General features: G+C 40.5%; 26 protein-coding genes. 6 read left to right on the top strand and 20 right to left on the bottom strand.

Annotated features, from left to right (window positions below; translation table 11 throughout):
* Positions 1-22 precede the first annotated feature (22 nt).
* From FCL54_RS00600 to FCL54_RS00560, 9 genes are all read right to left on the bottom strand, one after another.
* Positions 23-1363 (bottom strand): carbohydrate ABC transporter permease, encoded by a 1341-nt coding sequence (locus FCL54_RS00600; protein WP_138122098.1) that lies wholly within the window; start codon positions 1361-1363, stop codon positions 23-25.
* A gap of 71 nt (positions 1364-1434) precedes the next feature.
* Positions 1435-2715: an ABC transporter substrate-binding protein gene (locus FCL54_RS00595; RefSeq protein WP_138123189.1), complete on the bottom strand. Its 1281-nt coding sequence runs from the start codon at positions 2713-2715 to the stop codon at positions 1435-1437.
* 161 nt (positions 2716-2876) lie between these two features.
* Positions 2877-3869 (bottom strand): LacI family DNA-binding transcriptional regulator, encoded by a 993-nt coding sequence (locus tag FCL54_RS00590; RefSeq protein ID WP_138123187.1) that lies wholly within the window; start codon positions 3867-3869, stop codon positions 2877-2879.
* Between the two features lie 326 nt (positions 3870-4195).
* Complete coding sequence (locus FCL54_RS00585; RefSeq protein ID WP_138122096.1) at positions 4196-4516, bottom strand: hypothetical protein; 321 nt, start codon at positions 4514-4516, stop codon at positions 4196-4198.
* Positions 4517-4669: 153 nt separating this feature from the next.
* Complete coding sequence (locus FCL54_RS00580; RefSeq protein WP_138122094.1) at positions 4670-5023, bottom strand: HesB/IscA family protein; 354 nt, start codon at positions 5021-5023, stop codon at positions 4670-4672.
* 77 nt (positions 5024-5100) lie between these two features.
* Complete coding sequence (locus FCL54_RS00575; protein ID WP_246055093.1) at positions 5101-5283, bottom strand: aspartyl-phosphate phosphatase Spo0E family protein; 183 nt, start codon at positions 5281-5283, stop codon at positions 5101-5103.
* Between the two features lie 115 nt (positions 5284-5398).
* A complete protein-coding gene (gene dapF / locus FCL54_RS00570; protein WP_138122092.1) occupies positions 5399-6256 on the bottom strand; it encodes a diaminopimelate epimerase in 858 nt (285 codons plus the stop codon).
* A 12-nt stretch (positions 6257-6268) separates the two neighbouring features.
* Positions 6269-6514 carry a hypothetical protein gene (locus FCL54_RS00565; protein ID WP_138122090.1) on the bottom strand — a complete coding sequence of 82 codons (246 nt, stop codon included), beginning with the start codon at positions 6512-6514 and terminating at the stop codon, positions 6269-6271.
* 653 nt (positions 6515-7167) lie between these two features.
* Positions 7168-8388: a NupC/NupG family nucleoside CNT transporter gene (locus FCL54_RS00560; protein ID WP_138122088.1), complete on the bottom strand. Its 1221-nt coding sequence runs from the start codon at positions 8386-8388 to the stop codon at positions 7168-7170.
* Between the two features lie 518 nt (positions 8389-8906).
* Here FCL54_RS00560 and FCL54_RS00555 point away from each other — a divergent pair.
* Positions 8907-9971 (top strand): NAD(P)/FAD-dependent oxidoreductase, encoded by a 1065-nt coding sequence (locus FCL54_RS00555; protein ID WP_138122086.1) that lies wholly within the window; start codon positions 8907-8909, stop codon positions 9969-9971.
* A gap of 127 nt (positions 9972-10098) precedes the next feature.
* Here the strand turns inward: FCL54_RS00555 and FCL54_RS00550 are convergent, their stop codons facing one another.
* On the bottom strand, positions 10099-10635 hold the full coding sequence (locus FCL54_RS00550; RefSeq protein WP_138122084.1) for a hypothetical protein: 537 nt from the start codon (positions 10633-10635) through the stop codon (positions 10099-10101).
* A 230-nt stretch (positions 10636-10865) separates the two neighbouring features.
* Positions 10866-11174: a DUF1462 family protein gene (locus tag FCL54_RS00545; RefSeq protein ID WP_138122082.1), complete on the bottom strand. Its 309-nt coding sequence runs from the start codon at positions 11172-11174 to the stop codon at positions 10866-10868.
* A 296-nt stretch (positions 11175-11470) separates the two neighbouring features.
* Here FCL54_RS00545 and FCL54_RS00540 point away from each other — a divergent pair, with 296 nt between their 5' ends.
* Positions 11471-11692 (top strand): NifU family protein, encoded by a 222-nt coding sequence (locus tag FCL54_RS00540; protein WP_138122080.1) that lies wholly within the window; start codon positions 11471-11473, stop codon positions 11690-11692.
* Positions 11693-12179: 487 nt separating this feature from the next.
* Here the strand turns inward: FCL54_RS00540 and thrB are convergent, their stop codons facing one another.
* From thrB to yutH, 5 genes are all read right to left on the bottom strand, one after another.
* Positions 12180-13094 carry a homoserine kinase gene (gene thrB, locus FCL54_RS00535; RefSeq protein ID WP_171016611.1) on the bottom strand — a complete coding sequence of 305 codons (915 nt, stop codon included), beginning with the start codon at positions 13092-13094 and terminating at the stop codon, positions 12180-12182.
* The gene (gene thrC, locus FCL54_RS00530) at positions 13094-14155 is read right to left on the bottom strand and encodes a threonine synthase (protein WP_138122076.1); all 1062 of its coding nucleotides are present in this window, start codon (positions 14153-14155) and stop codon (positions 13094-13096) included. Before thrC ends, thrB begins: the two co-directional genes overlap by 1 nt.
* 4 nt (positions 14156-14159) lie before the next feature.
* On the bottom strand, positions 14160-15452 hold the full coding sequence (locus FCL54_RS00525) for a homoserine dehydrogenase (protein WP_138122074.1): 1293 nt from the start codon (positions 15450-15452) through the stop codon (positions 14160-14162).
* A 186-nt stretch (positions 15453-15638) separates the two neighbouring features.
* Positions 15639-16598 (bottom strand): 2-hydroxyacid dehydrogenase, encoded by a 960-nt coding sequence (locus tag FCL54_RS00520; protein ID WP_138122072.1) that lies wholly within the window; start codon positions 16596-16598, stop codon positions 15639-15641.
* A 66-nt stretch (positions 16599-16664) separates the two neighbouring features.
* A complete protein-coding gene (gene yutH / locus FCL54_RS00515; RefSeq protein ID WP_138122070.1) occupies positions 16665-17678 on the bottom strand; it encodes a spore coat putative kinase YutH in 1014 nt (337 codons plus the stop codon).
* A gap of 245 nt (positions 17679-17923) precedes the next feature.
* On the opposite strand from yutH, the gene FCL54_RS00510 reads away from it, so the two are divergent.
* A complete protein-coding gene (locus FCL54_RS00510) occupies positions 17924-18424 on the top strand; it encodes a phosphatidylglycerophosphatase A family protein (RefSeq protein WP_138122069.1) in 501 nt (166 codons plus the stop codon).
* A gap of 84 nt (positions 18425-18508) precedes the next feature.
* Here FCL54_RS00510 and FCL54_RS00505 read toward each other — a convergent pair whose 3' ends face one another.
* The 3 genes from FCL54_RS00505 to FCL54_RS00495 form a co-directional block, all read right to left on the bottom strand.
* Positions 18509-19276 (bottom strand): TIGR01457 family HAD-type hydrolase, encoded by a 768-nt coding sequence (locus tag FCL54_RS00505; RefSeq protein ID WP_138122068.1) that lies wholly within the window; start codon positions 19274-19276, stop codon positions 18509-18511.
* Positions 19277-19395: 119 nt separating this feature from the next.
* Complete coding sequence (gene hepT, locus FCL54_RS00500; RefSeq protein ID WP_138122067.1) at positions 19396-19848, bottom strand: type VII toxin-antitoxin system HepT family RNase toxin; 453 nt, start codon at positions 19846-19848, stop codon at positions 19396-19398.
* 31 nt (positions 19849-19879) lie between these two features.
* Positions 19880-21175, bottom strand: a complete 1296-nt coding sequence (locus FCL54_RS00495) for an EAL domain-containing protein (RefSeq protein WP_138122066.1) — start codon at positions 21173-21175, stop codon at positions 19880-19882.
* 365 nt (positions 21176-21540) lie between these two features.
* On the opposite strand from FCL54_RS00495, the gene FCL54_RS00490 reads away from it, so the two are divergent.
* Both FCL54_RS00490 and FCL54_RS00485 read left to right on the top strand, forming a co-directional pair.
* Positions 21541-21813, top strand: a complete 273-nt coding sequence (locus tag FCL54_RS00490) for a DUF3055 domain-containing protein (protein ID WP_138122065.1) — start codon at positions 21541-21543, stop codon at positions 21811-21813.
* Between the two features lie 117 nt (positions 21814-21930).
* The gene (locus tag FCL54_RS00485) at positions 21931-22227 is read left to right on the top strand and encodes a hypothetical protein (RefSeq protein ID WP_138122064.1); all 297 of its coding nucleotides are present in this window, start codon (positions 21931-21933) and stop codon (positions 22225-22227) included.
* 31 nt (positions 22228-22258) lie between these two features.
* On the opposite strand, the gene FCL54_RS00480 is transcribed toward FCL54_RS00485, so the two are convergent.
* Positions 22259-22552: a YutD family protein gene (locus tag FCL54_RS00480; protein ID WP_138122063.1), complete on the bottom strand. Its 294-nt coding sequence runs from the start codon at positions 22550-22552 to the stop codon at positions 22259-22261.
* A gap of 126 nt (positions 22553-22678) precedes the next feature.
* Between FCL54_RS00480 and FCL54_RS00475 the strand changes: the two genes are divergently transcribed.
* On the top strand, positions 22679-23416 hold the full coding sequence (locus FCL54_RS00475; protein WP_171016610.1) for a YhcN/YlaJ family sporulation lipoprotein: 738 nt from the start codon (positions 22679-22681) through the stop codon (positions 23414-23416).
* Position 23417 lies beyond the last annotated feature (1 nt).

Below are 23417 nucleotides of genomic sequence, written 5' to 3'. Positions count from 1 at the left end.
GGCCTCCTTTTTCATTGATTTCTTATTTTGATGAACTGTCATTTAGAAGATCTGAACCAAGGAACTTGATGTATATCGTCGAAATTATCGCTACACAGATAAACACAATGACAGCAAGTGCAGAGCCTTCCCCGAAGTTGGTCTGGGAGAACATCACTTTATAGGCTAAGATCGAAATTGTTTCTGTTGAATTCGCAGGTCCTCCGCCGGTTAATACATAGATCAAATCAAAAACCCGGAACGCATCAAGTGTACGGAATAAAAGTGCCACAAGTATGCTGGATTTTAGGAGAGGGAGCGTAACCGTAATAAACTGTTTCCACTTGCTTGCCCCATCAATCGATGCAGCCTCGTAAAGTGATGCCGGAATCGTTTGCAAGCCAGCAAGTAAAAGCAAAGACATATAGGGTGTCGTTTTCCATACATCCGCGAAGATAACGGAGAACATCGCACCAGCGTCCGTCGTCAGCAGATTAGACATCGAATCTACCAGTCCAACCTCTTCAAATATTTTTGCGACTACTCCATTCTGTCCATCGTATAGAAACTTCCACATTAAAGCAGAAACTGCCGTCGGAATTGCCCATGGAATCAGGATACTGGCACGGATAAGCCCTCTTCCTATAAACGCTTTGTTAATTAACAGTGCGATCGCAAGCCCGAGCAATAGTTCCACAAAAACAGAAATTACCGTGAACATTGTTGTGTTCCATAATGCACTCCACATTCTCTTGTCTGTAAAGTTATCTTTATAATGCTTAAAACCTATAAAGTTAGGTTTTGCAATCGTATCATCAAGCGCTTTTGATAGCCCTAGAATCTTGTCTCCTTGTTCAAGATCGCCATCTTTCGTAAGCGCACTAATTTCATTTTTTATTTCTTTCACGTTGCTTAAATACGTTTCAGCAACGTCCTTTTCAATTTCGATAACTTTCAGGTCCTCATCAACCTTTTCAAAGTTGTCGAGCTTAGAATTTATTAATTCATAGCGTTCAGCTGCAACAGGATTTTCCTGCAACCTGGAATCGACGGTTTGCAGCTTATCCTTGATGCTTTCTAACTCATCAACAGAGTTGCCTTTGTTGATCTCACTATCGATAGTACCTATTAAAAACGGATAGTTTTGCAAATATCTTTCAAGGTCAATCTGGTAATTTAAATGCACCTCTGACTTTGTAGGATCATTCAAACGCAAATCGAACAAACTGAAGTAAAACGACTGGAATACAGGCCAAATGGCGATCGCAAAAATTAAAATTAATGCCGGAGCTACTAATAGGTAGCCCGCAAGAGAATCCGTTCTTTTCTTCTTAGGCTTGTCGGAAATTTTCACCGGTTTATTTGGATTAATGTTTGTTTTCATTTTCCGTTATTCTCCTCTCCTGAGGGAAAAAATCATTAGCCTTCAGATGAAGGCTAATGAATCCTGCATTATTATTTTGGAAGCTTTGCTTTCATGTCAGTTTCCATGTTGGCCACTGCTTCTTCAACAGTTTGTTGACCCGCGATGGCTTTCGAAACATTGATTTGGATAATCTCTGAAATTTCAGGATAGTTAGGCGCTACTGGACGGGACACTGCAGCATTCAATGCATTTACAAAGCCTTCTTCTCCAAAGAATGGATTTTTAGCGATGATTTCTTCATCTTCAAAAAGGGCAGGGATAGTCGGTGCATGTGAACCATGAATAGCGTCAAGCTTTTGCCCTTCTGGTCCAGTCATAAACTTCAAAAATTCCCATGCTTCTTGAGGATGCTCTGAATATTTGTTAATTCCAGCCATCCATCCACCTAGAGCTGCAGCAGAACCAGCGTCACCTTCAGGAAGGGGAGCAACAGCAACATTTCCAACGATTTTTGATTGCTCTTTATTATTAGCTAAAGAGTATTGGTATGGCCAGTTACGAATAAACGGTGCTTGCCCTTCAATAAAAGCAGTATGAGATTCTACTTCAGTAAACGTTGTAACGTTATCCGGGACAAAGTCAGAGTTTACAACTTCAACAAGCTTGTTCAATCCTTTGATCGCTTCAGGGCTATTGATTACAACTTCTCCGTTATCATCAATAAACGCCCCGCCGTATGAAGCTACGAATTCTACTGCATTACATACTAACCCTTCATACTGTTTCGCTTGCATCAAATAACCAAACTGAGTTCCTTCTTTTCCTTTTAACTCTTTTGATTCAGCAATTAAGTCATCCCATGTTTTAGGCACTTCACTTACGATATCAGTGCGATAGAAAAGCATACCAGCATCGATAAACTTCGGCATCGCCCACTGCTTACCGTTATAAGTTGCTGCAGTAACTGGGCCAGGGTTATAGTCGTCCATGTTGATTCCATCCTTTTGTACAAAACGGTCCAGTGGAAGGAGGTAGTTTGCCTGAGCAAATTCTGCTGGCCAGATAACATCAAGATCCATTACATCGATCTCGGATGACTCCGCATTAAGCATTGTTACATATGCATCGTGCTGTTGACCTGTATCAGTTGGCATTTCACGGAATTCCACATCGATGTTCGGATGTTTGGCTTCAAACGCCTCTACTATTTTATCTGTTGCACCTGTTGCATCTTTTCCTCGGGCATAAACAATTGTCACCTTTTCTTCTTTTGAATCGTCTTTTGCTTCTTCATCCTTTTTGCCACTATCGCTGTTTGATGTTGAAGCATTATTTGAACTACAAGCAGAAAGAACAAGGAATAACGCCATCAAAATAATCAGAAACTTGCTTTTTTTCAGACTTTTCACGTCAAACTTCCCCCTTTGTTTTTTGAAATCGATTTCAATATGTTTTTGAACAACCTTCCAGAACAAGTAATTCCTCTGGATTCTTTTGCAAACGCTTACATTTAATGTAAACCGGTTAAATCCTAGGTTGATTTCCTGATAACTAAATTAATAGGCAGTTCATAAATCATTTTCATCTTAGATTGTGCTTTATTGTTTAATAACTCAATCATTACTTCCATTGTTACCCGGCCGATTTCTTCACTCGGTTGATAGATAGTCGTCATTTCTGGTTCAATTATCTGTGCTATCGCTTGATCATCAAATCCAATAACAGCAATATCTTCCGGAACAGTCAGGTTATTGTCTTTTGCTTCTTTTATAATTCCAGCTGCCACTTCATCACTACTAGTAAAAACTGCCGTTGGTCGGTCATCCATTGCCAGGATTTCCTTCATTACTTTCTTTCCATCACCAATATTGTACACGAATGGGAACATCCATTTATCCTCGCCTTTTATTCCGGCTTCTGAAAGAGCAGCTAAGAACCCCTTTTTGCGGTCTAATGATAAGCCGCTTTCTGAACCTCCGCCGCAAAATGCAATTTTCTTATATCCTCTTTCAATCAAGTGCTTCGTTCCCATATAGCTGCCATTGTATTGATCGAGCTTAATCATAGGTACAGTGGCGTCATCCTGATATTCATTGCACAATATAATTGGTCCACAATCCACATACGGTTCGATCTTACTCCATTCATTTTCAATAGCAGTAAAGATCAAACCATCTACTTGCTTGGTTTTCAACAATTTCAAAAAACTTAACTCTTTTTGTTTACTCGCTTTCGTCTGGCAGATCAGCAATTGTAAATTATTCTTTTCTGCAATGACTTCTAACCCCTCAATGATTGAAGTAAAAAAAGGATTTGTTAGTCTTGGAACCAATACAGCTACAATCCCAGTCTTCTGATTTCGCAGACTTTGTGCAGCAGAGTTTGGATAGTAACCCAACTCCATCATCGCTTGCCGTACAAGCTCCCGTTTTTGCTCAGACACATGCGGATAATTGTTGATGACTCTGGAAACAGTTGCTCTAGACAATCCCGTATATTTTGCAACATCAGCTATTGTGGTCATAGCCAACCAACCCTCTCTTGTTACTAATTGCCCCTCCCTTCTGGAAGTTTCAATTTTGAAATCGATTTCATGAAACCGATTACAATCATCATAAGCAATAACATCGGGGATAACAACCCCATTTTATAAATTTTTGAGTATATTTTTATTTTTCTGAATAATAGTTGATTTTTAAGTTTATTGGTATATAATATTGTACTGTCTGTCTGGGAACCTAAAAAAAAACTCGCCAACAGGCAAGCCGTTAAGGGAGGACAGAGGCGTAGTTCCTTCATCTATATTTTTACACTTTTTAACAATGTCCATCTATTCATTTAGTATGTAATTTAGCGATAGTATTCTTTTCTCGCCAAACTTAACGCAAGGCCTCCTGCTGCAGTATGAAATGCAAAAGCAATGATATACAGGAATCCAGTAAATAAAACCCCGATAAATGCAATTCCCAGGAGTCCGTAACCTGATAGATCTGCATGTTTCTTTGCAGTGTAGCCAAGATAAATAGATAAAACAGAAATCAGAATCACCAGGGCTCCAGATCCTGATATATCCGCCCTTTCTACGCCGCCTTCAAGTGCAATTTGGATAAGGCCGCCGGCCGTTCCAAAAATCCCTCCCAAAATTGCATTTAGCAAAATTAAAGCTTTCATTGGCCCCTCCCTCTCTTTAAAAGCTTCCTCCCTAAACTGCTTCTTTATTGCTTGTTTTACCCTAAAGACTAACGTATAAAACGAGTACAAAACAAAAGAAAACCACCTTAACAGTTAATGTCAGGATGGTTTTCTATCTTTTCCTTATTCTCTTTAGCAATTCTCAGGAGTTCCTGTATTCGTCGCAGTACGGAACGATGCGCCGCAACCGCAGTTTGCTATGGCATTCGGGTTATCGAGCGTGAACCCGCCGCCCATCATGTTTTGTTTATAGTCAATTTTCAGTCCTTCTAAGATCGGAGCGCTCTCCTTGTCGATAACAACATTCAGACCTTCGATTTCAAATGTGTTATCGTCTTCCTTTACTTCGCTGTCAAAACCCATTCCATAGCTAAGGCCGGTACAGCCTCCGCCCTTAACGCCAACTCGAAGATAAAGGTTATCCCCTTCTTCTGCAGCCATCATCTCTTTGATCTGGGAAACAGCAGCTTCAGATAAATTGATCATATCATCCCTCCGTTCTATTATTCCTTACTGTAAATTATACAGAGGTTTGGATTTCTCCTCAAGAAAAGCAACTTTCATCAATCAGCAGTAACTTTTCTATTGTATTTTAACTTTAATATTAAATTATGCATTTCATCAAGCTTTTGACTGTACTCGAGTACTTGCGGATGATTCATTCCGAGGTCACTTGCCGCACTCATCATCTTTAAGCGGTAATGTTCAATATCCTTGTTATACTGTTCTATCTTCTCATTGTGCACGGCGTTTATAATGTCCCCCTCCTTTTTAAATGAATCACCCTTTATTTTACCGAAATATCCTTTTATTTACAAACACAATATCTGGATTTTTAACACATTTCGCCATTTTTTCCTTTTATTTTACAAAATAGACACCATTACAAATTACTTCTGCCGGCCCAGTCATTAATACTTTTCCTTCATTGGTCCAATTTATAATCAGGTCTCCACCGGCTAGATGAACTGTTACTTCTTCATTTCGGTCAGCTAAATTATTTAAAGCAGCAGCAACAACCGCAGCACAGGCACCGGTTCCACAGGCCTGGGTGATCCCGGTTCCTCTTTCCCACACGCGAAAATGGAATTCCTGTCTGCTTACCTTTTCAACAAATTCAACGTTCAATCCTTCAGGGAATCTTTCATCGTTGTTTAACGCCGGACCAAGTTCTTTTAGCGGTGCTGTTCCAATATCATCTACAAAGAATACGCCATGCGGGTTCCCCATTGATACTGCGGTAAACGAATAAGTTTTACCAAGAACGGTAATCTCTTCGTTCACCACCCTGCTTTCCTGTTCTCCTGCCATAGGCAAGTCTCTGCGCAACACCCCTGGTTCTCCCATATCGACGGTCACGCTATGCACAATCCCATCATTTTGGAACACTGACGCCTGAACAATCCCGGCGAGTGTTTCGATTTTGAAACTTTCTTCAGATACGAGTCCATTTTCAAAAGCATATTTTGCCACACATCTCAGGCCATTGCCACAGTTTTTGGCTTCAGAACCATCGTTGTTAAAGATACGCATTTTGACAGGCGCTTTTTCAGAAGGGCAAATCAAGATGATTCCATCAGACCCAACGCCCGTATGAACGTTTGACATTTCTACGGCATAGTTACTTAGACGGTCTTCCTCAAGCTTTTCTTCAAACATATTGATATATAAATAGTTGTTACCGAGTCCATGCATTTTAGTAAAATGAATTTTTTTCATTGCTTTCCCTCATTATCTCTTTTGTTGTTTTCTTAGGGGTTCTTCCGTCCAAAAATAATCGCTATCCGCGTTTAGAATCGTCATTTTTCCGTGGCAGCACGGCATGATCAGCCTTGTCTTTATCCCTTCAGAAGCTTCGCTAAATTCCCTTTTAGTCATGGGAGTCAGAACGTTTTCTTCTTTGCAGAAAGGGCATTCCTGTATATAAATATCATCCATCATTTTTTCATATGGCCATGTATGTTCAAAAGATAGCATGTTTTTCCTCTCCTGTCTTCAAAAGCTTCTTTTCCCACAAGTATATACGATTCTTATCATATTACAACATACAGGGATTGTTCGCTCGTTTTAAAGAAAGAGGGAAGATTACAACAAAGAACCCCCGCATTATCACGAAGGTTCTTTATAACTTTTTGCCCTTTTCACATACATTGTTGCTTTATAAGCTTCACATTAGAGAGGAACTGCGACATAACGGATGGATGACCGCTGCGGAAATACACTACGCTTTCCGCGGGCTCGCAGGAGTCTATGTGTATTTCCTTCGCTGAGCTGTGCTTTGACGCTCTACATCTTTGAAAAACGTCAATTGATTGGAGCGGAAGGCAGTCGACTCGTCGATTCCTCGAAAATGTCCATCGTGGGATGTAACGCTGCCGAAGCTTCCCTGGTCCTACGGGAAAAACAACAGCTGAAGCGTTGCCCGCGGAAAGCGAACTGCCCGAGTGGAAATCAAGGCTGCAATTGCGTCACAGTTTATCGCTCTTGTGCAATAACCAAAACCCTTTAGAAAACAGCCTAATTTTTAAAAGACTGATTTTCAAGCTATGTTGCTAGCCGTTATGGACTTCAATGTTGCTTCAGTATCAGAGTTTTTGACGATATGCAAAAACAACAATCTTTTAAATGCATTAAATTAACATACCTGCAATAGCAGCGTTAAGCAAGTTTGCAAGTGTGCCTGCTAAAATTGCTCTCACTCCAAAACGAGCGATTTCAGGGCGTCTTTTTGGGGAGATACCCCCAAGTCCCCCGAGTAAAATCGCAAGGGAAGAAAAGTTTGCAAAACCGCAGAGCGCAAAGCTTATAATCGCAATCGACTTATCGGTTAAAGCACCTGTTCCGATCTCAGGACCGAACGCTGAAAATGCGACAAATTCATTAAGAATTAACTTTTGGCCGATAAAGTTACCTGCCATGATCGCATCTTCCCACGGAACACCAATGATAAAAGCCAACGGGGAGAATACATATCCAAAGATCGTTTGAAGCGTTATCCCTCCAGCGCCAAACCAGCCGCCAATCCAGCCCAGTAAACCATTAGCGAGTGCGATCAACGCAATGAACGAAAGAAGCATCGCTCCTACATTCAACGCAAGCCTTAACCCGTCTGAAGCACCATGGGCAGCGGCGTCTATCACATTGGCATGGTCTTGATTCCGTTCCATCACGATTTTTTCTTTTGTCTCGCTTTCTTCTGTTTCAGGCATGATGAGCTTTGCCATTAACAATCCTGATGGTGCAGCCATGAAACTTGCCGCAAGCAAATACTCGAGCGGAACACCAAGCAAAGCGTATCCGGCGAGTACAGAGCCTGCCACCGAAGCAAGACCGCCTGTCATAACTGCAAACAACTCTGATTTTGTCATCTTATCAATGTATGGCTTAACTACAAGTGGAGCCTCTGTCTGCCCCACAAAGATATTGGCTGTTGCTGACATCGACTCGGCTTTACTTGTCCCAAGAAGCCACGAAATCCCGCCACCTATTATCCGAATGATCCATTGCATAATTCCCAGATAATATAACACAGAAATTAAAGAAGAAAAGAAAATGATGATGGTTAATACTTGAAATGCAAAAACAAAGCCGATGTTTTCGGCCTGGAACAACCCTCCGAAAAGAAAATCGACCCCTTCGTTCGCATAGTTAATTATGTTCTGAACGATCTTTGATAGCCCGTTCAACGCTGCCTTTCCGGCTTCCCATTTAAGGACAACAAGCGCAAATACGAATTGAAGTCCAAAAGCTCCGAGGACAGTTCTGAAGTTTATTGCTTTTCTATTGATAGAAAAGATTACCGCGATAGCAACAAGTATCGCTATTCCGGCTATTCCCCATAGAATCTGCATTTACTTACACCTCTTCGTTGTTTTGTTTGGCTTTTCAACTTACAGTTCAACCAATCGAATCAGGTAAAAGCATATTTAATTATGTAGAAAACACTTTTACATAATTCGGGTGTCTTACCTTCTTTTTGTCTCCTGGAAAAAACGTCAAAAGTATAACATGTTTTATCTTTTCTTTAAAAGAAGTGATCCATTTTTCATTCGAAAGGCTTAATTTTCTTCCATATTTATCAGGAAAGCGGTTGTCCTTCCAGCTTAAACCTAAATGCCGTCTATCCTTTTTTTCTTGTAACAGTATTGATTTTTTTCTGTTATATTTCACCAACATATTGTGTAATATCTACACTTTCGCTATACTTTTAACTGTCTTAAACACTTGTATAATGAAGGTTGTAACACTTTTCTAAAAATATTTTGCATTTCATTCCGATATATTTCGTTTTTATCTACGTTCAACCGTTCCTTATTTCTTACATTAAAATTTTTCTGCTAGAGAGATTACAAACAAAGGGGAAATAGTTATGAGAAGGCTTTTGATACTTGGTGGCGGTTATGGTGGTTTGCGTATTCTGCAGAAGTTATTATCAGGTGATTTGCCTCAAGATATCCAAATCACACTTGTTGACCGGCATCCATATCACTGCTTAAAAACAGAGTATTATGCATTGGCAGCCGGAACGACAAGCGATCAACACATCCGGGTAAAATTTCCATCGGATCCTCGACTCGAGATTACATATGGAGAAGTTACAGAGATTGATTTAGAAAACAAAAAGGTTGCGCTCAAGGATGAAGCGTCTATCCCTTATGAATATCTAATAATCGGTCTTGGGTGTGAAGATAAATATCATGGTGTTCCTGGAGCATCGGAACATACTTTGAGCATTCAATCCATTGACCAATCCCGAAAAGCATATGGTGTGTTAAATAATTTGGGAGCTGGCTCTATTGTTAGTATTGTTGGCGGCGGCTTAAGCGGAATCGAGCTTGCCAGCGAACTTCATGAAAGCAGGCCCGATCTTAAGATTAAGTTGTTCGACAGGGGCCCAACAATCCTATCAGCTTTTCCAAAGCGCCTTAGCAGCTATGTAGAAAAGTGGTTTATAGAGCATGATATCGAACTAATAAACGAATCCAATATCACAAAGGTCGAACCAAACATATTGTACAACCACGATAAGCCTGTGCACTCCGATGCCATCGTATGGACAGCAGGCATACAGCCTAATGAGATTGTAAGGAATCTTGAGGTAGAGAAAGACACGCAAAGCCGAATCGTATTAACCCCGCATCATCATCTTCCGGATGATAATACTGTGTTTGTCGTCGGTGACTGTGCAAGCCTTCCACATGCTCCGAGTGCCCAGCTGGCAGAAGAGCAAGGTGAGCAGATCGTGACAGTGTTACAAAAAATGTGGAAGAATGAAGAATTGACAGACCTTCCAAGAATCAAGCTAAAAGGAACACTCGGTTCACTCGGCAAAAAGGAAGGTTTTGGCCTTATGGCAAACCGTCCAATTACTGGCCGTGTTCCAAGGCTTTTAAAGTCGGGTATTTTGTGGATGTATAAAAACCATAACGGTTAAAAAAACACCCCGATCGACATGCCTTTAGAGGAAGACGGAGGCGTTGTTTCGCATATCTTTATGCTTAGACTTTACTAACTACAAGGTAAGAAAAAAATGACGGGCTCCTTCCCGTCATTTTTTCATTCTAATTCGCAATCATATCATCTAGTGGCATAACAGTAGAAATATAATGTTTCTCCATTACTTTTCCATTAATTTTTACCTCAACTGGAAATATTATCATATCATCTTTTATCAAATCCAGGTCTACCATTGATTTTAAGTTGATCTGTGTGTTTTTGTTCATCGAAGGAATGGTTATCGAAATTGAATCCTTTTCCAGTCTTTGGTGTGCAGATATGCTTTCAGGTATGCCTGTCTTCACCTTTTTAAAGGAAACGTTCTCAGGAAGAAGGATTTTAAACTCGACATTTTCATATGAGATGGATGGATCGGAGGCAACAAAGCTAAAGCTAGCGGTTAACCTTTCACTTTCCATAAAAAGGTTCCCATCCGATTTAAAAACACCTTTTTCCATATCCTGTTTGTAATGACTGCTTACTTTCGTGCTCTTGGCCGCTCCATTATATGTATTGTCTGCCATTGTATGGGTTTCCAATGAGGCTGTGGAAGGAATCGCTGCTAACAAAACGGCTGCCAGAGTAGAAAGCAAAGTTTTCATAAAAGCGCCCTCCTTTTAGGTACGTTTCTAATTGGACTTTTACCCATAAGAAGAACAAGAATAAACCACTTTTGAAACAGGAAATTTCTAAAAAAGCTATTCAATAAGCAATCATGGCATAAGTCCTATTTTTTCACGTTAACATACCTGACCATAGCATCAAGATGAATTACTATATTTGAATTTGAAACCAAAAAAAACAGGCTGGCATCAAATGAGCCAACCTGCAGCTATGCAGAGACAGGACCTTCTTCAATTGCTTTATAAATATCTTTTAATCTCGGATTCCCTTCAGAGATGATCTCGTCATTCATAACGATCACAGGATAAAACAGGTCTTCCTCGATGACTCTCTCTGAAAAGATGCTCTCTTCGTCCCCTTCAGGATTAAAAATATCTACATAACGAACATGTATTTCTTTCTCAGGATATTTTCTATTTAACGCAGCAGATAGCCATTCTGCCGTTTCGAATGAAGATGGAAGATTGACGCAAGCAGCACAACGTTCTTTGGCGCCGTATACCAATATTTCTTTCATATTATTCCCCTCCGTTATCGGATGAAAAAGCGTTTACAAACCTACTTACTTTTATTTTACAAAAAAGTCGTTCCATATGAAAGCCCCAATCATTTCCGGGTGGGTTTGCATATAATGAAATAAGTATATAAAAATAAGCGAGAAATAAATTATTTAAAAGGATGTTGCCTGCCTTTGTGTTTCATGTTATTTTTATTAGTGATAATCCTTTTCAATTAATTAACAGATATTGTTCTAAATCAATAGATTTTTTATTCCAAAATGATTATAATAGTAGTATGAAGGGAGCGATTTACATGCAAGAACAAGTACAAGAGGTATTGAATAAGTTGCGCCCGTTTTTACTTCGTGATGGAGGAGACGTGGAGCTTGTAGATATAGAAGATGGTATCGTAAGAGTTCGTCTTATGGGAGCTTGCGGTAGCTGCCCGAGTTCAACAATCACACTAAAAGCAGGAATTGAAAGAGCACTTTTGGAAGAGGTTCCAGGAGTTAAAGAACTAGAGCAAGTATTTTAATTTAATTCAAGCCCCGTTTAATCTACGGATTTAAACGGGGCTTTTTTTATTTTTTGCTCTTTTCTAAAGGGGATTTCCGCATACCTTGTTGCTTAATTAACTTCAAACAAGCCAACTTGGGCAATACATAGATGTCTGGAAATCCGGATTTTAGAATTATAGGTCATTGAATCCTTTATTTGGGTAAAAATACAACTTTACAAAAAAATAAGGTCATATGTTCCGCTATTTGCTTAAAACCAGATCAAAATCAACGTTTTCTCGGTAAATAGCGGCACCAATGACCTATAATTTTTCAAAATCAACCATTTGTCACAAATAACGGATCTGATGACCTCAAATAATGAAAGTAAGGAGCTGCCACAGGCCAGCTCCAAAATGCTTTCATTGGGAATCTCACTACCCGACCACTGATATCCAGTCACCTGGATCTGCAATAGCCATTCAATCCTTAAAAACTATGGAATCACCCTTTACCTCAGCGTTTTTAAACACATGCTTTGTTTTGCCTCGACTGTATTTGCACACCCTCATGTTCTGGTTGTAATAAAACTGAATGACATTCTGGAATCCTTGCTTTTAGATTCTTCCTTAATGCATCTCCCGTACCCTTTCGAGTAATGCATATCACTGTAGGACCGGCACCGCTAAGGGCTGTCCCGAAGGCTCCATTCTCCCTGCCTGCCTTCTGGACCGTTTCTAAGTGGGGTACTAATTCTTTTCGGTATGGCTGGTGAAATAAATCCTCTTCCATAAAATAACCTGCCGTTTTCCAATCTTTCTTTAAAACTGCAGCTACAAACATATTCGCAATACTGCTTGCCTTAACTGCTGTTTTATAATCGACCATTTCAGGAAGAAGGTTCCTCGATTCTTTTGTATTAAGGGTGGTATGAGGAATCACAGCAACGATATCGATCGACGGATCGCCTGCTTCCATGACCTCTATACCGTTTCCTGTTTCGGCTGTAATTACTAAACCTCCATAAATCGAAGCCGCTACATTGTCAGCATGCCCTTCGATTTCAGAAGCGAAGCTCACTTTATCTTTCTTACTCAGACCCAGATTATGGATGAAATCTGCCATCTCAATACCGGCTGCAATCGCCGCACCACTGCTTCCCAGTCCCCTCTCCAGGGGAATGGTACTATCCATTTTCATTTCATAAGGCTCTGTTACAAGTCCAAATTTTCCGGAAACATAACTTATTACCTTGTAAATTAAGTTTTCCTTTCCTTCCGGCAAACCCTTCTGCACAGATTCATATTTAAAGGACCACTCACCCGCACGTTTCGCTTCCAACTTTAAATAACAGTTGACCGCAAGCCCTATCGAATCAAATCCTGGCCCCAGATTAGATGTGCTGCCAGGAACCGTTACAAAGAAATGATTTTTATCCATCAGCTGGAAACACATCCTTTCAAGTTTTCCAGTAATGTTTTGCTGTCGGCTGGGATAACTTTTGGCCTCTGGTTTATAGAATCGATGGCTGTGGAAGGATCTTTCAGGCCATTACCAGTCAATACCGCTACAACTGTAGCCCCTTTCTGGATCTTTCCCTTATCAAGCTGCTTCCTTATCCCAGCTAGAGGTGCACAGGAAGCTGGCTCGGCAAAGATTCCTTCCTTTTTGGCAACCATTTTATACGCTTCTAAGATTTCTTCGTCAGTAACGGAATCGATCATGCCGGCTGAGTCATTTACCGCATTCACAGCAAGACTCCAGCTTGCAGGATTACCGATTCGGATAGCTGTAGCAATTGTTTCTGGATTTTCAAATACCCTTTCTTCCACGATCGGCGCTGCTCCAGATGCCTGAAACCCTGCCATTTTAGGAAGTTTTGTTCCGTTATGATTTGCGTATTCCTTAAATCCTTTCCAGTAGGCTGAGATGTTTCCGGCATTTCCGACCGGGATAGCGAGGTAATCCGGCGCTTCTCCAAGCTGTTCACATATTTCAAAAGCAGCAGTTTTTTGACCCTCAAGACGATAAGGATTCACTGAATTAACCAGTGTTATCGGCTCACTCTCTGAAATGCTCTTCACCATTTCCAGGGCATTATCAAAATTGCCTTCGATCTCGTATATTTCAGCTCCGTACATCATCGCCTGGGAGAGCTTTCCCATGGCAATTTTCCCTTTAGGGATAACAATGATGCAACGTAAACCAGCACGAGCTGCATAAGCAGCAGCGGAAGCAGATGTATTACCTGTAGATGCGCAAATGACAGCCTCACTTCCTTCTTCGATCGCCTTCGAAACTGCCATTACCATACCACGGTCCTTGAAAGATCCCGTTGGATTTGCTCCTTCCACTTTTGCATAAAGGTTGATGCCCCATAGATCCGAAATGGTAGGTAACGGGATTAAAGGAGTATTGCCTTCCATCAATGTTAAGCGCGGCGTCTTCTCATTTACAGGCAAATAGTGTTTGTATTCTTGTAAAAGTCCTCTCCATTTCATTGTTTTACACCTCTTCTACCCGATAGCGGCTTTTTACTTCTACTACCACATCGAGGTCTCTCAATCGGTTGTATGTTTCTTCATAAGCTTTCTGGTTCGTTTTATGTGTCACAATGACCACTTCCGCCTGTTTTTGATTGACCAGCGGCTCCTGGATAAGTTTTTCAAGGCTGATCCCCTGTTCCTTAAACAGGTTTGTAATAACAGAAAATGCACCTGCTTCGTCCTTTACAATCATGCGTAAAAAGTATTTACTGTCAATATCTTCAGCGGTTTTAAGCTTCTTTTCATTCTGTGGGAGAATAACGCTTTTACCGTTAACGCCAAGCCTCATGTTTTTAATGACAGCGACCAGGTCTGCAACAACTGCAGTAGCGGTTGGAAGCTGCCCTGCCCCCGGTCCGTAAAACATCGTTTCGCCGACTGCCTCTCCATAGACATACACTGCGTTATATTCATCGTTTACTGAAGAAAGTGGATGTTCGTTTGGAAGCAGGGTAGGCTGCACGCTTATTTCGACAGAACCGTTATCTGCCTTTGCCAGACCGATTAGTTTCATCGTATATCCAAGCCTTTTGCTATAAGCGATATCCTCTTCGCTAACTCTTGTTATTCCTTCTACATCAACATCTTCAAGCCCGAATTTCATTGAGTAGCCAAGAGTGCTAAGGATAACCATCTTTCTTGCAGCATCGAGCCCTTCAATGTCTGAAGTAGGATCAGCTTCAGCGAATCCCAGCTCTTGCGCTTTTTTCAAAACGTCTTCAAAAGACAGTTTGTTTTTGCTCATTTTCGTTAGAATATAGTTAGTTGTCCCGTTCACAATTCCCATCATTTTCGTGATTCTATCGGATGAAAGCCCTTCTACCAGGCTTCTTAAAATCGGGATCCCTCCCGCAACACTCGCTTCATAAAACAAGTCGCAATCATTTTCCCTTGCCGCTGAAAGCAATTCACCGCCGTTTAATGCCATCAAGTCTTTGTTTGCAGTAACAACGTGCTTTTTGTTGTTCAACGCCTTCAGAATGAGGGACTGCGCCTTCTCAATGCCTCCGATCGCTTCAATAACCACATCGATATCTGAATCAAAAATTATATCGTCTGCATCCTTTGTTAACAAACTGCTATCCACCTGGACATCTCTTTCTTTCTCCATGTCCTGTACAAGGATTTTTCGAACTTCTACAGGACAGCCGATACGTTGTTGGAGCTCTTTCTGATGATCTGTAATCATTTGAACAACACCACTTCCAACCGTACCAAGCCCTAATAATCCAACAGAAACTGTTTCACCCATTTTCCCCACTCCTTTGTCCTCTTCAAATGAACAATTGTATTTGTATAAAGGACATTATAAAGCGAAAAGGAGAAAGTAACAAGCCTATTTTATAAATTTTATAAATTTTTATAAGAAATCGTATTTTTCTGCTATAATCCCTGGTATACCAAAACAAAAAACCGCCTAAACTGGCGGTTGATCAATTTAAACGGGTGTGATGGGAGATTGCCCGTTTATTACCTTTATAATATTATCTCTTGCTAATTCGGCCATCTTCATTCTCGTTTCATAAGAAGCGCTTCCAATATGGGGAAGTGCAACGACCCGTGATGAACGAAGCAATGGATGCTCTTTTCCGATAGGCTCATTCTTATAAACATCTAAACCCGCTCCGGCAATTTCCCCTTGATCCAGAGCTTCTTTTAAAGCCCTTTCATCTACCACTCCACCCCGTGACGTGTTAATAAAAAATGCAGAGGGTTTCATCTTCTTAAATGCCGTCTTATTGAACATATCTTTCGTTTGTTCCGTTAAGGGGGTCAAACAAACAACGAAGTCAGAACGTTCCAGCAGTTCATCGAAGGAACAGTAACTGGCATCAAGCTTATTTTCTGCGTCCTGGTTGCGAGACCGATTATGATACAGGATCTTCATATCAAAGCCTGTCGCGCGCTTTGCAACGGCTTTGCCAATGCGGCCCATCCCAACGATACCGATTGTTTTGCCGTAAATATCTGTGCCCGCCATTTGAAAAGGCGACCAATTATTCCATTTTCCCTCCCGCAACATATCCGATGCCTCTAACATTCTTCTTGAAACAGCCATTAACAGGCCAAACGTAAGGTCTGCCGTTGAATTTGTCAGGACATCAGGCGTGTTGGTGACTATAATGTTCTTATGTTTTGCAGCACTAATGTCTATATTGTCATAACCAACAGCCATATTTGCAATAACCTTCAACTTTGATGCATCATTCAACATCTTTTCATCAATCGTGTCAGTCAGCATCGTCAATATCCCATCACAGGTTTTCACTTTTTCCTCAAGTAACTCATTTGGAACAGGTTCTTCTTCTTTCGGCCACATTTCGATGACCGCAATGTCTTTTAAAGGCTGTAACACTTTTTCCGGCAACTTTCTTGTGATAAATAGATTCGGTTTCATAAGTGCCTCCCTGTAGATGGACAGATTTACATTTATCTTCTCACAGGGAAGGCCCTCAAACAACGGTTATAAGCTCAGCCAATCGACAGATCGTAAATTCTGGCTGTCCACTCCCAATAAATTAGGCAGAAACTCTGCTAAAAACCGTTCTCTCTCTCCTTCTATGCGAAGCAGTTTTTCTAACCTTGCCTCCATTCGATTTTTAACCTGAATATTTGGATTGCTGTAATATTCTTCAACTGCTTCAATGTAATTTATCGGAAAAAGCAACCGGGCAAATAATAAACGCCAGTCATTGTATGTCATTCTTTTCCGTTCATTATACTCGCTTATAAAGCTGGATACCCTTGAATAACTGTCTTGCTTCATTTCGGTTTCCTGTCTTATCCATTCTGCAATATCCCGCATCGGATGGTCGACTAACAGCCTGGAAGGCACTATAAAAGTTTCATCACGGAAAGAAATCCAGCTCTCGTTTGTAAATCGATTATGCGTTAAGGAAACATTTTGAAAGAAATTTTCCTGTGTATCTATTTCAGCATCGACAATATATTGAATTGCATTTTCCCCTAATCCCAGATAGTAAGGAAAAGAGCGCACAAACATTTCATCAAACCGGTCCTTCTTTTTTTTCTTTATAACTTCAAAATACCATTGCTCCAGTTGATCGAGCCTTTTCTCCCACCGTATATTCCATGGTTCGATTACCATCGAAGAGTTGTATTGCTGTAAAAAACGGTATCCTTTAGAATGGATTCTTGCTAACCTGCGTCCAATCGGCCGGTTTTTCCGGTTTTTCCGTTTTATCCTCTTACTTTGTAGCTTATAAAGCAAGATTGCATTCCCTTCAATATTTCCATCCCATCGGTTTGTTGCGGTAGGCACTAACCTGGCGACATTTTCTCCTTCTTTTTCAAGAAAGTGGCCAACTGAGTTAACCCAGTCAACCGCCTTTTTGTCAGGGGTTGACGGTTCGATAAGATAAACGGAACCCTGAGAAGTGAACGCTTCATATCCTCCCAGCCGGAAACGCTGTTCACAGTACAGCTGATACAGATGGTAAATCTCTCTTTCAAACATTCGATTCACCCCGTACTTTTTCTGTCATTTCTATTTAGTTTATGACCCAACTTCGCTTTCGTGTTTAAAAACTTTCTATGACGGGCATCAATTATTGGGTAAGGCAAAGGTCGGCATCGAGGAATATAATACTTAAAAAGATGGAGAAGATACTAAAGGTGTCTTCATATTTCAATTAATGAATCATATACTATAAAAACCATCATAATCCAAGTTAAAATAAGTCAAAGTTAGGTGGGACAAGAATGGCAGAAAACAAAAAAATGTCCGAAGTAGAAAAGGCAGCAAGAAAATGGTTGACCGAACGGGGAGTGACTGTTCAAGATATCGCAGATCTCGTATACTTTCTACAAGTGAAGTATCACCCTGACCTCTCCATTGACCTTTGCCTCGAAAACGTAGATCGAGTCCTTTCTAAGCGGGAAGTGCAAAATGCGATTTTGACAGGGATACAGCTTGACCGCCTCGCTGAAAAAGGGCATCTAGAGCCTCCGTTGGAGGAAATCATCCTAAAAGATGAAGGCCTTTATGGTGTTGATGAAATCATTGCCCTATCAATCGTAAATGTTTACGGTTCGATCGGTTTCACAAACTATGGATATATCGATAAACAAAAACCCGGCATTCTTGAAAAATTAAATGATAAGTCGACCGGAGAATGCCATACTTATCTAGATGACATTGTTGGAGCTATCGCAGCTGCTGCATCAAGCCGCCTCGCACACCGTGCTGCGAACGCTGAATAATATTTCTAGTAAAAAAACAGGCGTGCAGTTATGCACGCCTGTTTTCATATGGATTTCAAACTTTATAGGACACTGATACCATTATTAAATATCCCATTCTTCTAAAGAGTCCACAGTATAAGTCGGAAGGTTCTCCACTAATTCCAGATGTTCTTTCGTCGTTACTCCTGTATGAACCAGAAGAGTGTCTATCCCGGCATTAACCCCCGCCATAATATCCGTTGCAAAGTTATCTCCGATCATAAGCGTGTCTTCCTTGCTTGTCCCCAGTTTTTCAAGCGCCTGTTCCATAATGATCGGTTCTGGCTTGCCGATAAAAATTGGCCGGGTCTCGGTTGAAACTGTAATAACTGACGTCAAAGCACCGTTACCGGGCAAAAACCCTCTTTCTGTCGGAAGTGCGATGTCACCGTTCGTTGATATAAAAGTAGCTCCAGCTCTGACTGCCAGACATGCCTTTGCAAGCTTTTCATAATTGATCCCACGGTCGATTCCAACGACAACATAATCCGGATTCTCATCCTGCAGCGTTAATCCCATTTCCACAACGGCACTTTTGATTCCTTCTTCACCAATAACATAAACAGAAGCTCCTGCCTTTTGTTCAGCGATATAACTCGCAGTTGCCATACTTGTGGTATAAACGTGATCGGCTGTCGCAGGAACGCCAAAATTCCTCAGTGTTTCTGCAACCTGCTCTTTGCGTTTAGACGAATTATTTGTCACAAATAAGTATGGCAGCTGCTTCTGCTCGAGCTTCTTGACGAATTCAACAGCAGCCTGGATACTTTCTTTTCCCCGGTACATCGTTCCATCAAGATCGATCAAATATCCTTTATATTTTTTTGCCATTACATTTTCCTCCTACACAAAAGCTCTGTTTAGTGTTTCTTAACGAAAAAATAAAACCCGGCACATCGCCGAGCTTATTCCGATATCTATTTTAGTTTATCACAGCAACAGAGTAAACGTTAATGTTTGTCATCTTCGGGCAAAAAAGCTGAAACAGGTCCAAGCTCTTTTGTTAAATAGCTTCTTACTTCTGGAGGAAACTGTTTTAAAACGTCCAGATTTCCTTGCAGTGTCCTATGCAAATTTTCATGGTCAATAGAAGAATATTGCTGAACAAGCACTTTACGAAGCCTTATAATTTCTTTTAACGGATCCTTATGCTCTGGCTTTATCACTTTTTCATCATCAAGAATGTCAATAATATCCTCATAGCTCCCCGGGTCCCGCATAATAAATCCGTCTATCATATTGTTTCCAACATCGATGATCGATTCAATTACTGTTTGTGATATTCGTTCAAGAGCCAGTCTTTCTATACTCTGGCTCCAGCTGTCTCGCTCCTCAAATAAGGTTAAACACTTTTCCATATAAGCCAGAGCTTCTTCTATTTTCTTTCTGTCTACAAAATACATATAACAAATCACCTGCCATTTGGTTCTGCAATCAGTTTACCATAAATGGTTTCATTACGGGCATAATCCGGGGCTTTGAATAAAAATACCCCTGAGCAAAATCAACCTGGTTCCGGGCAAGCACTGTTGCCTCTTCCTCTGTTTCAATACCTTCAGCCACTACAAGGGAGCCTGTTTCCCTGGCGATTAAGAGAAGGCCTTTTAACATCGTTTCTTTCACTTTATTTTGATCAATTTTTTCAATTAGTGACCTGTCGATTTTAATAATATCAGGCATGACTTCAGAAATCATTTGTAAGTTTGCATAGCCTGCCCCTGTATCATCCACAGCAATCATACAGCCTTCTTTTCTTAAGGATTTAAGATTGCCACGCAAGTGTTGGAATTTTTCTATCGATTCTCTTTCTGTAATTTCAAAAACAATCTGCTTTGCATCGATATCTGCAAACTTTGAGAAAATCGACTTTGTATCGTTTACAAAGTTCTCATTTCCAAGCGTCATCGGTGTTACATTAATAAAAATTTTATCCTTGCACCGTTTCTCCGTGACAAGTTGCAGCGCTTTTTCCAGGACGAGAAGTTCTAGCTTATATAGTTTATTTATTTGCCTGGCGACTGCAAACAAAGCGAGCGGGCTCTCATAACTTGTCCGTTTCGGTCCCCTCGTTAAGATTTCCCACGCTTCGACCTTTTTTGTTGACACATTGATGATCGGTTGTGAAAGTAAAGAAATCTGTTGTTCGTCAATTATTCGGCCTACCTCATACTTTAAACAGTTAAATTCAGAATCAACCCGTTTTTGAGCCATTGCCAGCGCCTGCTGATAAGCAAGATAAATCGCTTCGTTGATGGAGTAATCGTTCTTTTCTATAAACATATAGCCTGTATTAAACTCCACCTGTTCCATAAAATAACCAGAGAGCTTGCACTGAATTGTTTCTTGCAGGTGATACATATAATGTTCAACCTCTGCAAGTTCATGATGATATTGTTCAACTCTTAAAAACAGTGCCATATCCCTGCCATAAAACTGTTGAAGCGTTAAAATTTTTCGATCCTCAACGGTTTGACGAATTACATTTTCAAACGTCTCTTTTATGATATTCATTTCTTTTTCTTTTATCGGTTCTGATTTCGACAAACTGTTCAAGTCGAAAACGATGACAGCTACTTGCTCTCCCCTCTTTAAAGAGCGGCTCACCGACTCTGCCATCGGATTTCTAATAATAAATTGAGGAGGAAAAAACCTCAAATGCCGACTTGGATAAAATAACTTGCTCCAATTTAATACATAATCCGTTATAAATTCAGGTACTATCGGATTCATAAGTTCACTCCTGACCTTTCGCCTGTGTATCATATGGATAGTGTAGCACAATTTACCAATTTTCAGTAATTTCTTTAGGAGCTTTTCTAAAAGATTGTTGCTTTTGCACAAAAGCGATAAACTGCGACCTAGCAAATGACTGGTCGCTATGGAAATACACTACGCTTTCCACGGGTATGCGCAGTGCTTTGACGTTCCACATCTTTGAAAAACGTCAATTGATTTGGGCGGAGAGCAGTCGACTATGTGAATCGTATTAAGCAACGAAGTACGTGAAAAGAGCTTTTCTTTAAAAACAAAATTTTCGATTAGTAATGTTTTTGTTATGATATTAGTACAAAGGACAGGAAATAGGAGGTAAGTGAATGAGTGAAGAACGAATTTATTTATATGACGATAAAGAATCGACTGAAACCCGTTTCGTCTGTTTTATGGGAAGCAACCATCGTTTTGACCTGGGTATTTTAAAAACGGACCGCTATTATGGGAAATACCTTGTTTTTGATATACAGGGAGGGAGGTTTGCTATAATCGGAAATGACGACCTTAACGAACCTGGTTACCTGGAGCATGCATACAAACTTAATGAAGAAGATGCTGAAGAACTAAGGTCATTTTTACAGGAAGTCATAACTTAATATTCCTTTTACAAAGCTATCCTAAGTAATGGATGACATGGGAAACAGTCCTACCTATAAAACCCTTTGCACCTGGTAAGCCTAACAGTAAGGCTTTCCTCAGAAAGGGGTTTTTTTATGGAGAGAAATAAATATGGTTCTACACAGGATCAATATACTGATTTTGCCAATGTTGAAACGATGCACAAATATGTGCTGCCTGAGGATTTACCCGAGGGACCTTATGGTTCACCAATTAATCGAAAGCTAGGCAAATCAACTCCATGGGATGAAGACCAGCGCAACTATAGTGCATTTAATTATGAAAATAAAACCCTGCATCAAGATCTACCTCGACAGGATCCCGGATCACATCCGACCCATGATGATTCCCGAACAGAACAAGAGACACCGTATCACGATGTCCCTCAATAATCTTCCAAGACTGGCCCTGTATTTCAAGGGGTCAGTTTTTTTCTTTATCTGCTTTCTTTTCCTTTTTCAATACGAAATAAGGACAGCCAAAATTGCAATATTCAAAAATATATTCCGTAATGGTGCTTATTTTTGTGTCGAAGGTTGCTTTCTGGTTCTTATCCTCAAAAAAACCTTTCAAGCGCAATTGACCATATCCCCAGTCCCCTAAAATATAATCGTATTTATCAAGAACTTCACTGTAACGGGATTTAAACTCCTCTTCATTCCAACCATCATTTTCTTCTTTTAGAAGTTGGAAATTCTGGTTATTTATACTAATCATTTTCTGTCCGCTCTCCTCTAAAATATCTCTTTCCTTAATGATACATCGAATCTGTAAATTGTCCAACTTTTGCTAGTAAAAATGAAGCTTAAAGCGGAGATTCTATACTTATACGGAGGTGAAATAATGAAAAAAACACCTGTATTACTTGGGATGTCGATGTTCCTGGGACTTGCCGGTTGCTGGCAGGGTGACAATGCGGACCATCCGATGGACCACACAGACATGCACCCGATCAACAGCGAACCAAACGAATATGGTATAAATAATAATGATGCGCTTGAAAAAGAATTGCATGGGGACTTCGGTTACGTTCGAAGCGTCAGGAATACAAACAATGACAATACACCTGTTCCAAAAATGGATGTTGCATACTTGAACCGTGATCGGATGGCGGATATGATCAGTAAGCTTTCTTTAATGAATCCACATGTAAATGACTCTGCTGTGCTGGTCACAGATGAAGAAGTGCTGATTGGTTATAAGCATAATTCGGATAACCGTAACGAAACGGCAGATCAGGTAAAGAAATCCGCTCTTTCCGTCGTTCCGCGATATTATCATGTGTATGTGTCTGACGAGAATGATATCATTCCCCAAATCGAACGCTATTCAAAGGCAAGTACTGTCCAGGATGGAATCGACGAACAAATAAACGCACTGATCAAAACAATGAAAAAGTCTCCTCAGGGTAGAAAAATTAGTAATGGAGAAAATGAAAACGGCGAAATGAAAGGCGACGAAAAGTGGTACAATGGTGAAACGATGAATGACGAAATGAAGGGTTCCAAAGACAAAATGGACCAGGAGATCAATGAGAGCCGTAAAGGCACTCCAAAAGACGAGAACGATATTCGTGATTAAG

Source organism: Exobacillus caeni, assembly GCF_005747095.1.
GTDB classification, from domain to species: Bacteria; Bacillota; Bacilli; order Bacillales; family Guptibacillaceae; genus Exobacillus; species Exobacillus caeni.
Note: the sequence above shows the minus strand (reverse complement) of the source record. Positions and strands in the feature narration are given on the sequence as shown.

Coding starts and splice junctions, on each gene's coding strand:
- FCL54_RS00540 (WP_138122080.1), top strand. CDS start 11,471: ATGCAAGAACAAGTACAAGAGGTATTGAATAAGTTGCGCCCGTTTTTA.
- FCL54_RS00505 (WP_138122068.1), bottom strand. CDS start 19,276: ATGGCAAAAAAATATAAAGGATATTTGATCGATCTTGATGGAACGATG.
- FCL54_RS00555 (WP_138122086.1), top strand. CDS start 8,907: ATGAGAAGGCTTTTGATACTTGGTGGCGGTTATGGTGGTTTGCGTATT.
- FCL54_RS00475 (WP_171016610.1), top strand. CDS start 22,679: ATGAAAAAAACACCTGTATTACTTGGGATGTCGATGTTCCTGGGACTT.
- FCL54_RS00595 (WP_138123189.1), bottom strand. CDS start 2,715: ATGGCGTTATTCCTTGTTCTTTCTGCTTGTAGTTCAAATAATGCTTCA.
- hepT (WP_138122067.1), bottom strand. CDS start 19,848: ATGTATTTTGTAGACAGAAAGAAAATAGAAGAAGCTCTGGCTTATATG.
- FCL54_RS00550 (WP_138122084.1), bottom strand. CDS start 10,635: ATGAAAACTTTGCTTTCTACTCTGGCAGCCGTTTTGTTAGCAGCGATT.
- FCL54_RS00525 (WP_138122074.1), bottom strand. CDS start 15,452: ATGGGTGAAACAGTTTCTGTTGGATTATTAGGGCTTGGTACGGTTGGA.
- FCL54_RS00580 (WP_138122094.1), bottom strand. CDS start 5,023: ATGATCAATTTATCTGAAGCTGCTGTTTCCCAGATCAAAGAGATGATG.
- FCL54_RS00565 (WP_138122090.1), bottom strand. CDS start 6,514: ATGCTATCTTTTGAACATACATGGCCATATGAAAAAATGATGGATGAT.
- FCL54_RS00585 (WP_138122096.1), bottom strand. CDS start 4,516: ATGAAAGCTTTAATTTTGCTAAATGCAATTTTGGGAGGGATTTTTGGA.
- FCL54_RS00590 (WP_138123187.1), bottom strand. CDS start 3,869: ATGACCACAATAGCTGATGTTGCAAAATATACGGGATTGTCTAGAGCA.
- yutH (WP_138122070.1), bottom strand. CDS start 17,678: ATGTTTGAAAGAGAGATTTACCATCTGTATCAGCTGTACTGTGAACAG.
- FCL54_RS00485 (WP_138122064.1), top strand. CDS start 21,931: ATGGAGAGAAATAAATATGGTTCTACACAGGATCAATATACTGATTTT.
- dapF (WP_138122092.1), bottom strand. CDS start 6,256: ATGAAAAAAATTCATTTTACTAAAATGCATGGACTCGGTAACAACTAT.
- FCL54_RS00520 (WP_138122072.1), bottom strand. CDS start 16,598: ATGAAACCGAATCTATTTATCACAAGAAAGTTGCCGGAAAAAGTGTTA.
- FCL54_RS00545 (WP_138122082.1), bottom strand. CDS start 11,174: ATGAAAGAAATATTGGTATACGGCGCCAAAGAACGTTGTGCTGCTTGC.
- FCL54_RS00600 (WP_138122098.1), bottom strand. CDS start 1,363: ATGAAAACAAACATTAATCCAAATAAACCGGTGAAAATTTCCGACAAG.
- thrC (WP_138122076.1), bottom strand. CDS start 14,155: ATGAAATGGAGAGGACTTTTACAAGAATACAAACACTATTTGCCTGTA.
- FCL54_RS00495 (WP_138122066.1), bottom strand. CDS start 21,175: ATGAATCCGATAGTACCTGAATTTATAACGGATTATGTATTAAATTGG.
- FCL54_RS00480 (WP_138122063.1), bottom strand. CDS start 22,552: ATGATTAGTATAAATAACCAGAATTTCCAACTTCTAAAAGAAGAAAAT.
- thrB (WP_171016611.1), bottom strand. CDS start 13,094: ATGGATAAAAATCATTTCTTTGTAACGGTTCCTGGCAGCACATCTAAT.
- FCL54_RS00510 (WP_138122069.1), top strand. CDS start 17,924: ATGGCAGAAAACAAAAAAATGTCCGAAGTAGAAAAGGCAGCAAGAAAA.
- FCL54_RS00490 (WP_138122065.1), top strand. CDS start 21,541: ATGAGTGAAGAACGAATTTATTTATATGACGATAAAGAATCGACTGAA.
- FCL54_RS00560 (WP_138122088.1), bottom strand. CDS start 8,388: ATGCAGATTCTATGGGGAATAGCCGGAATAGCGATACTTGTTGCTATC.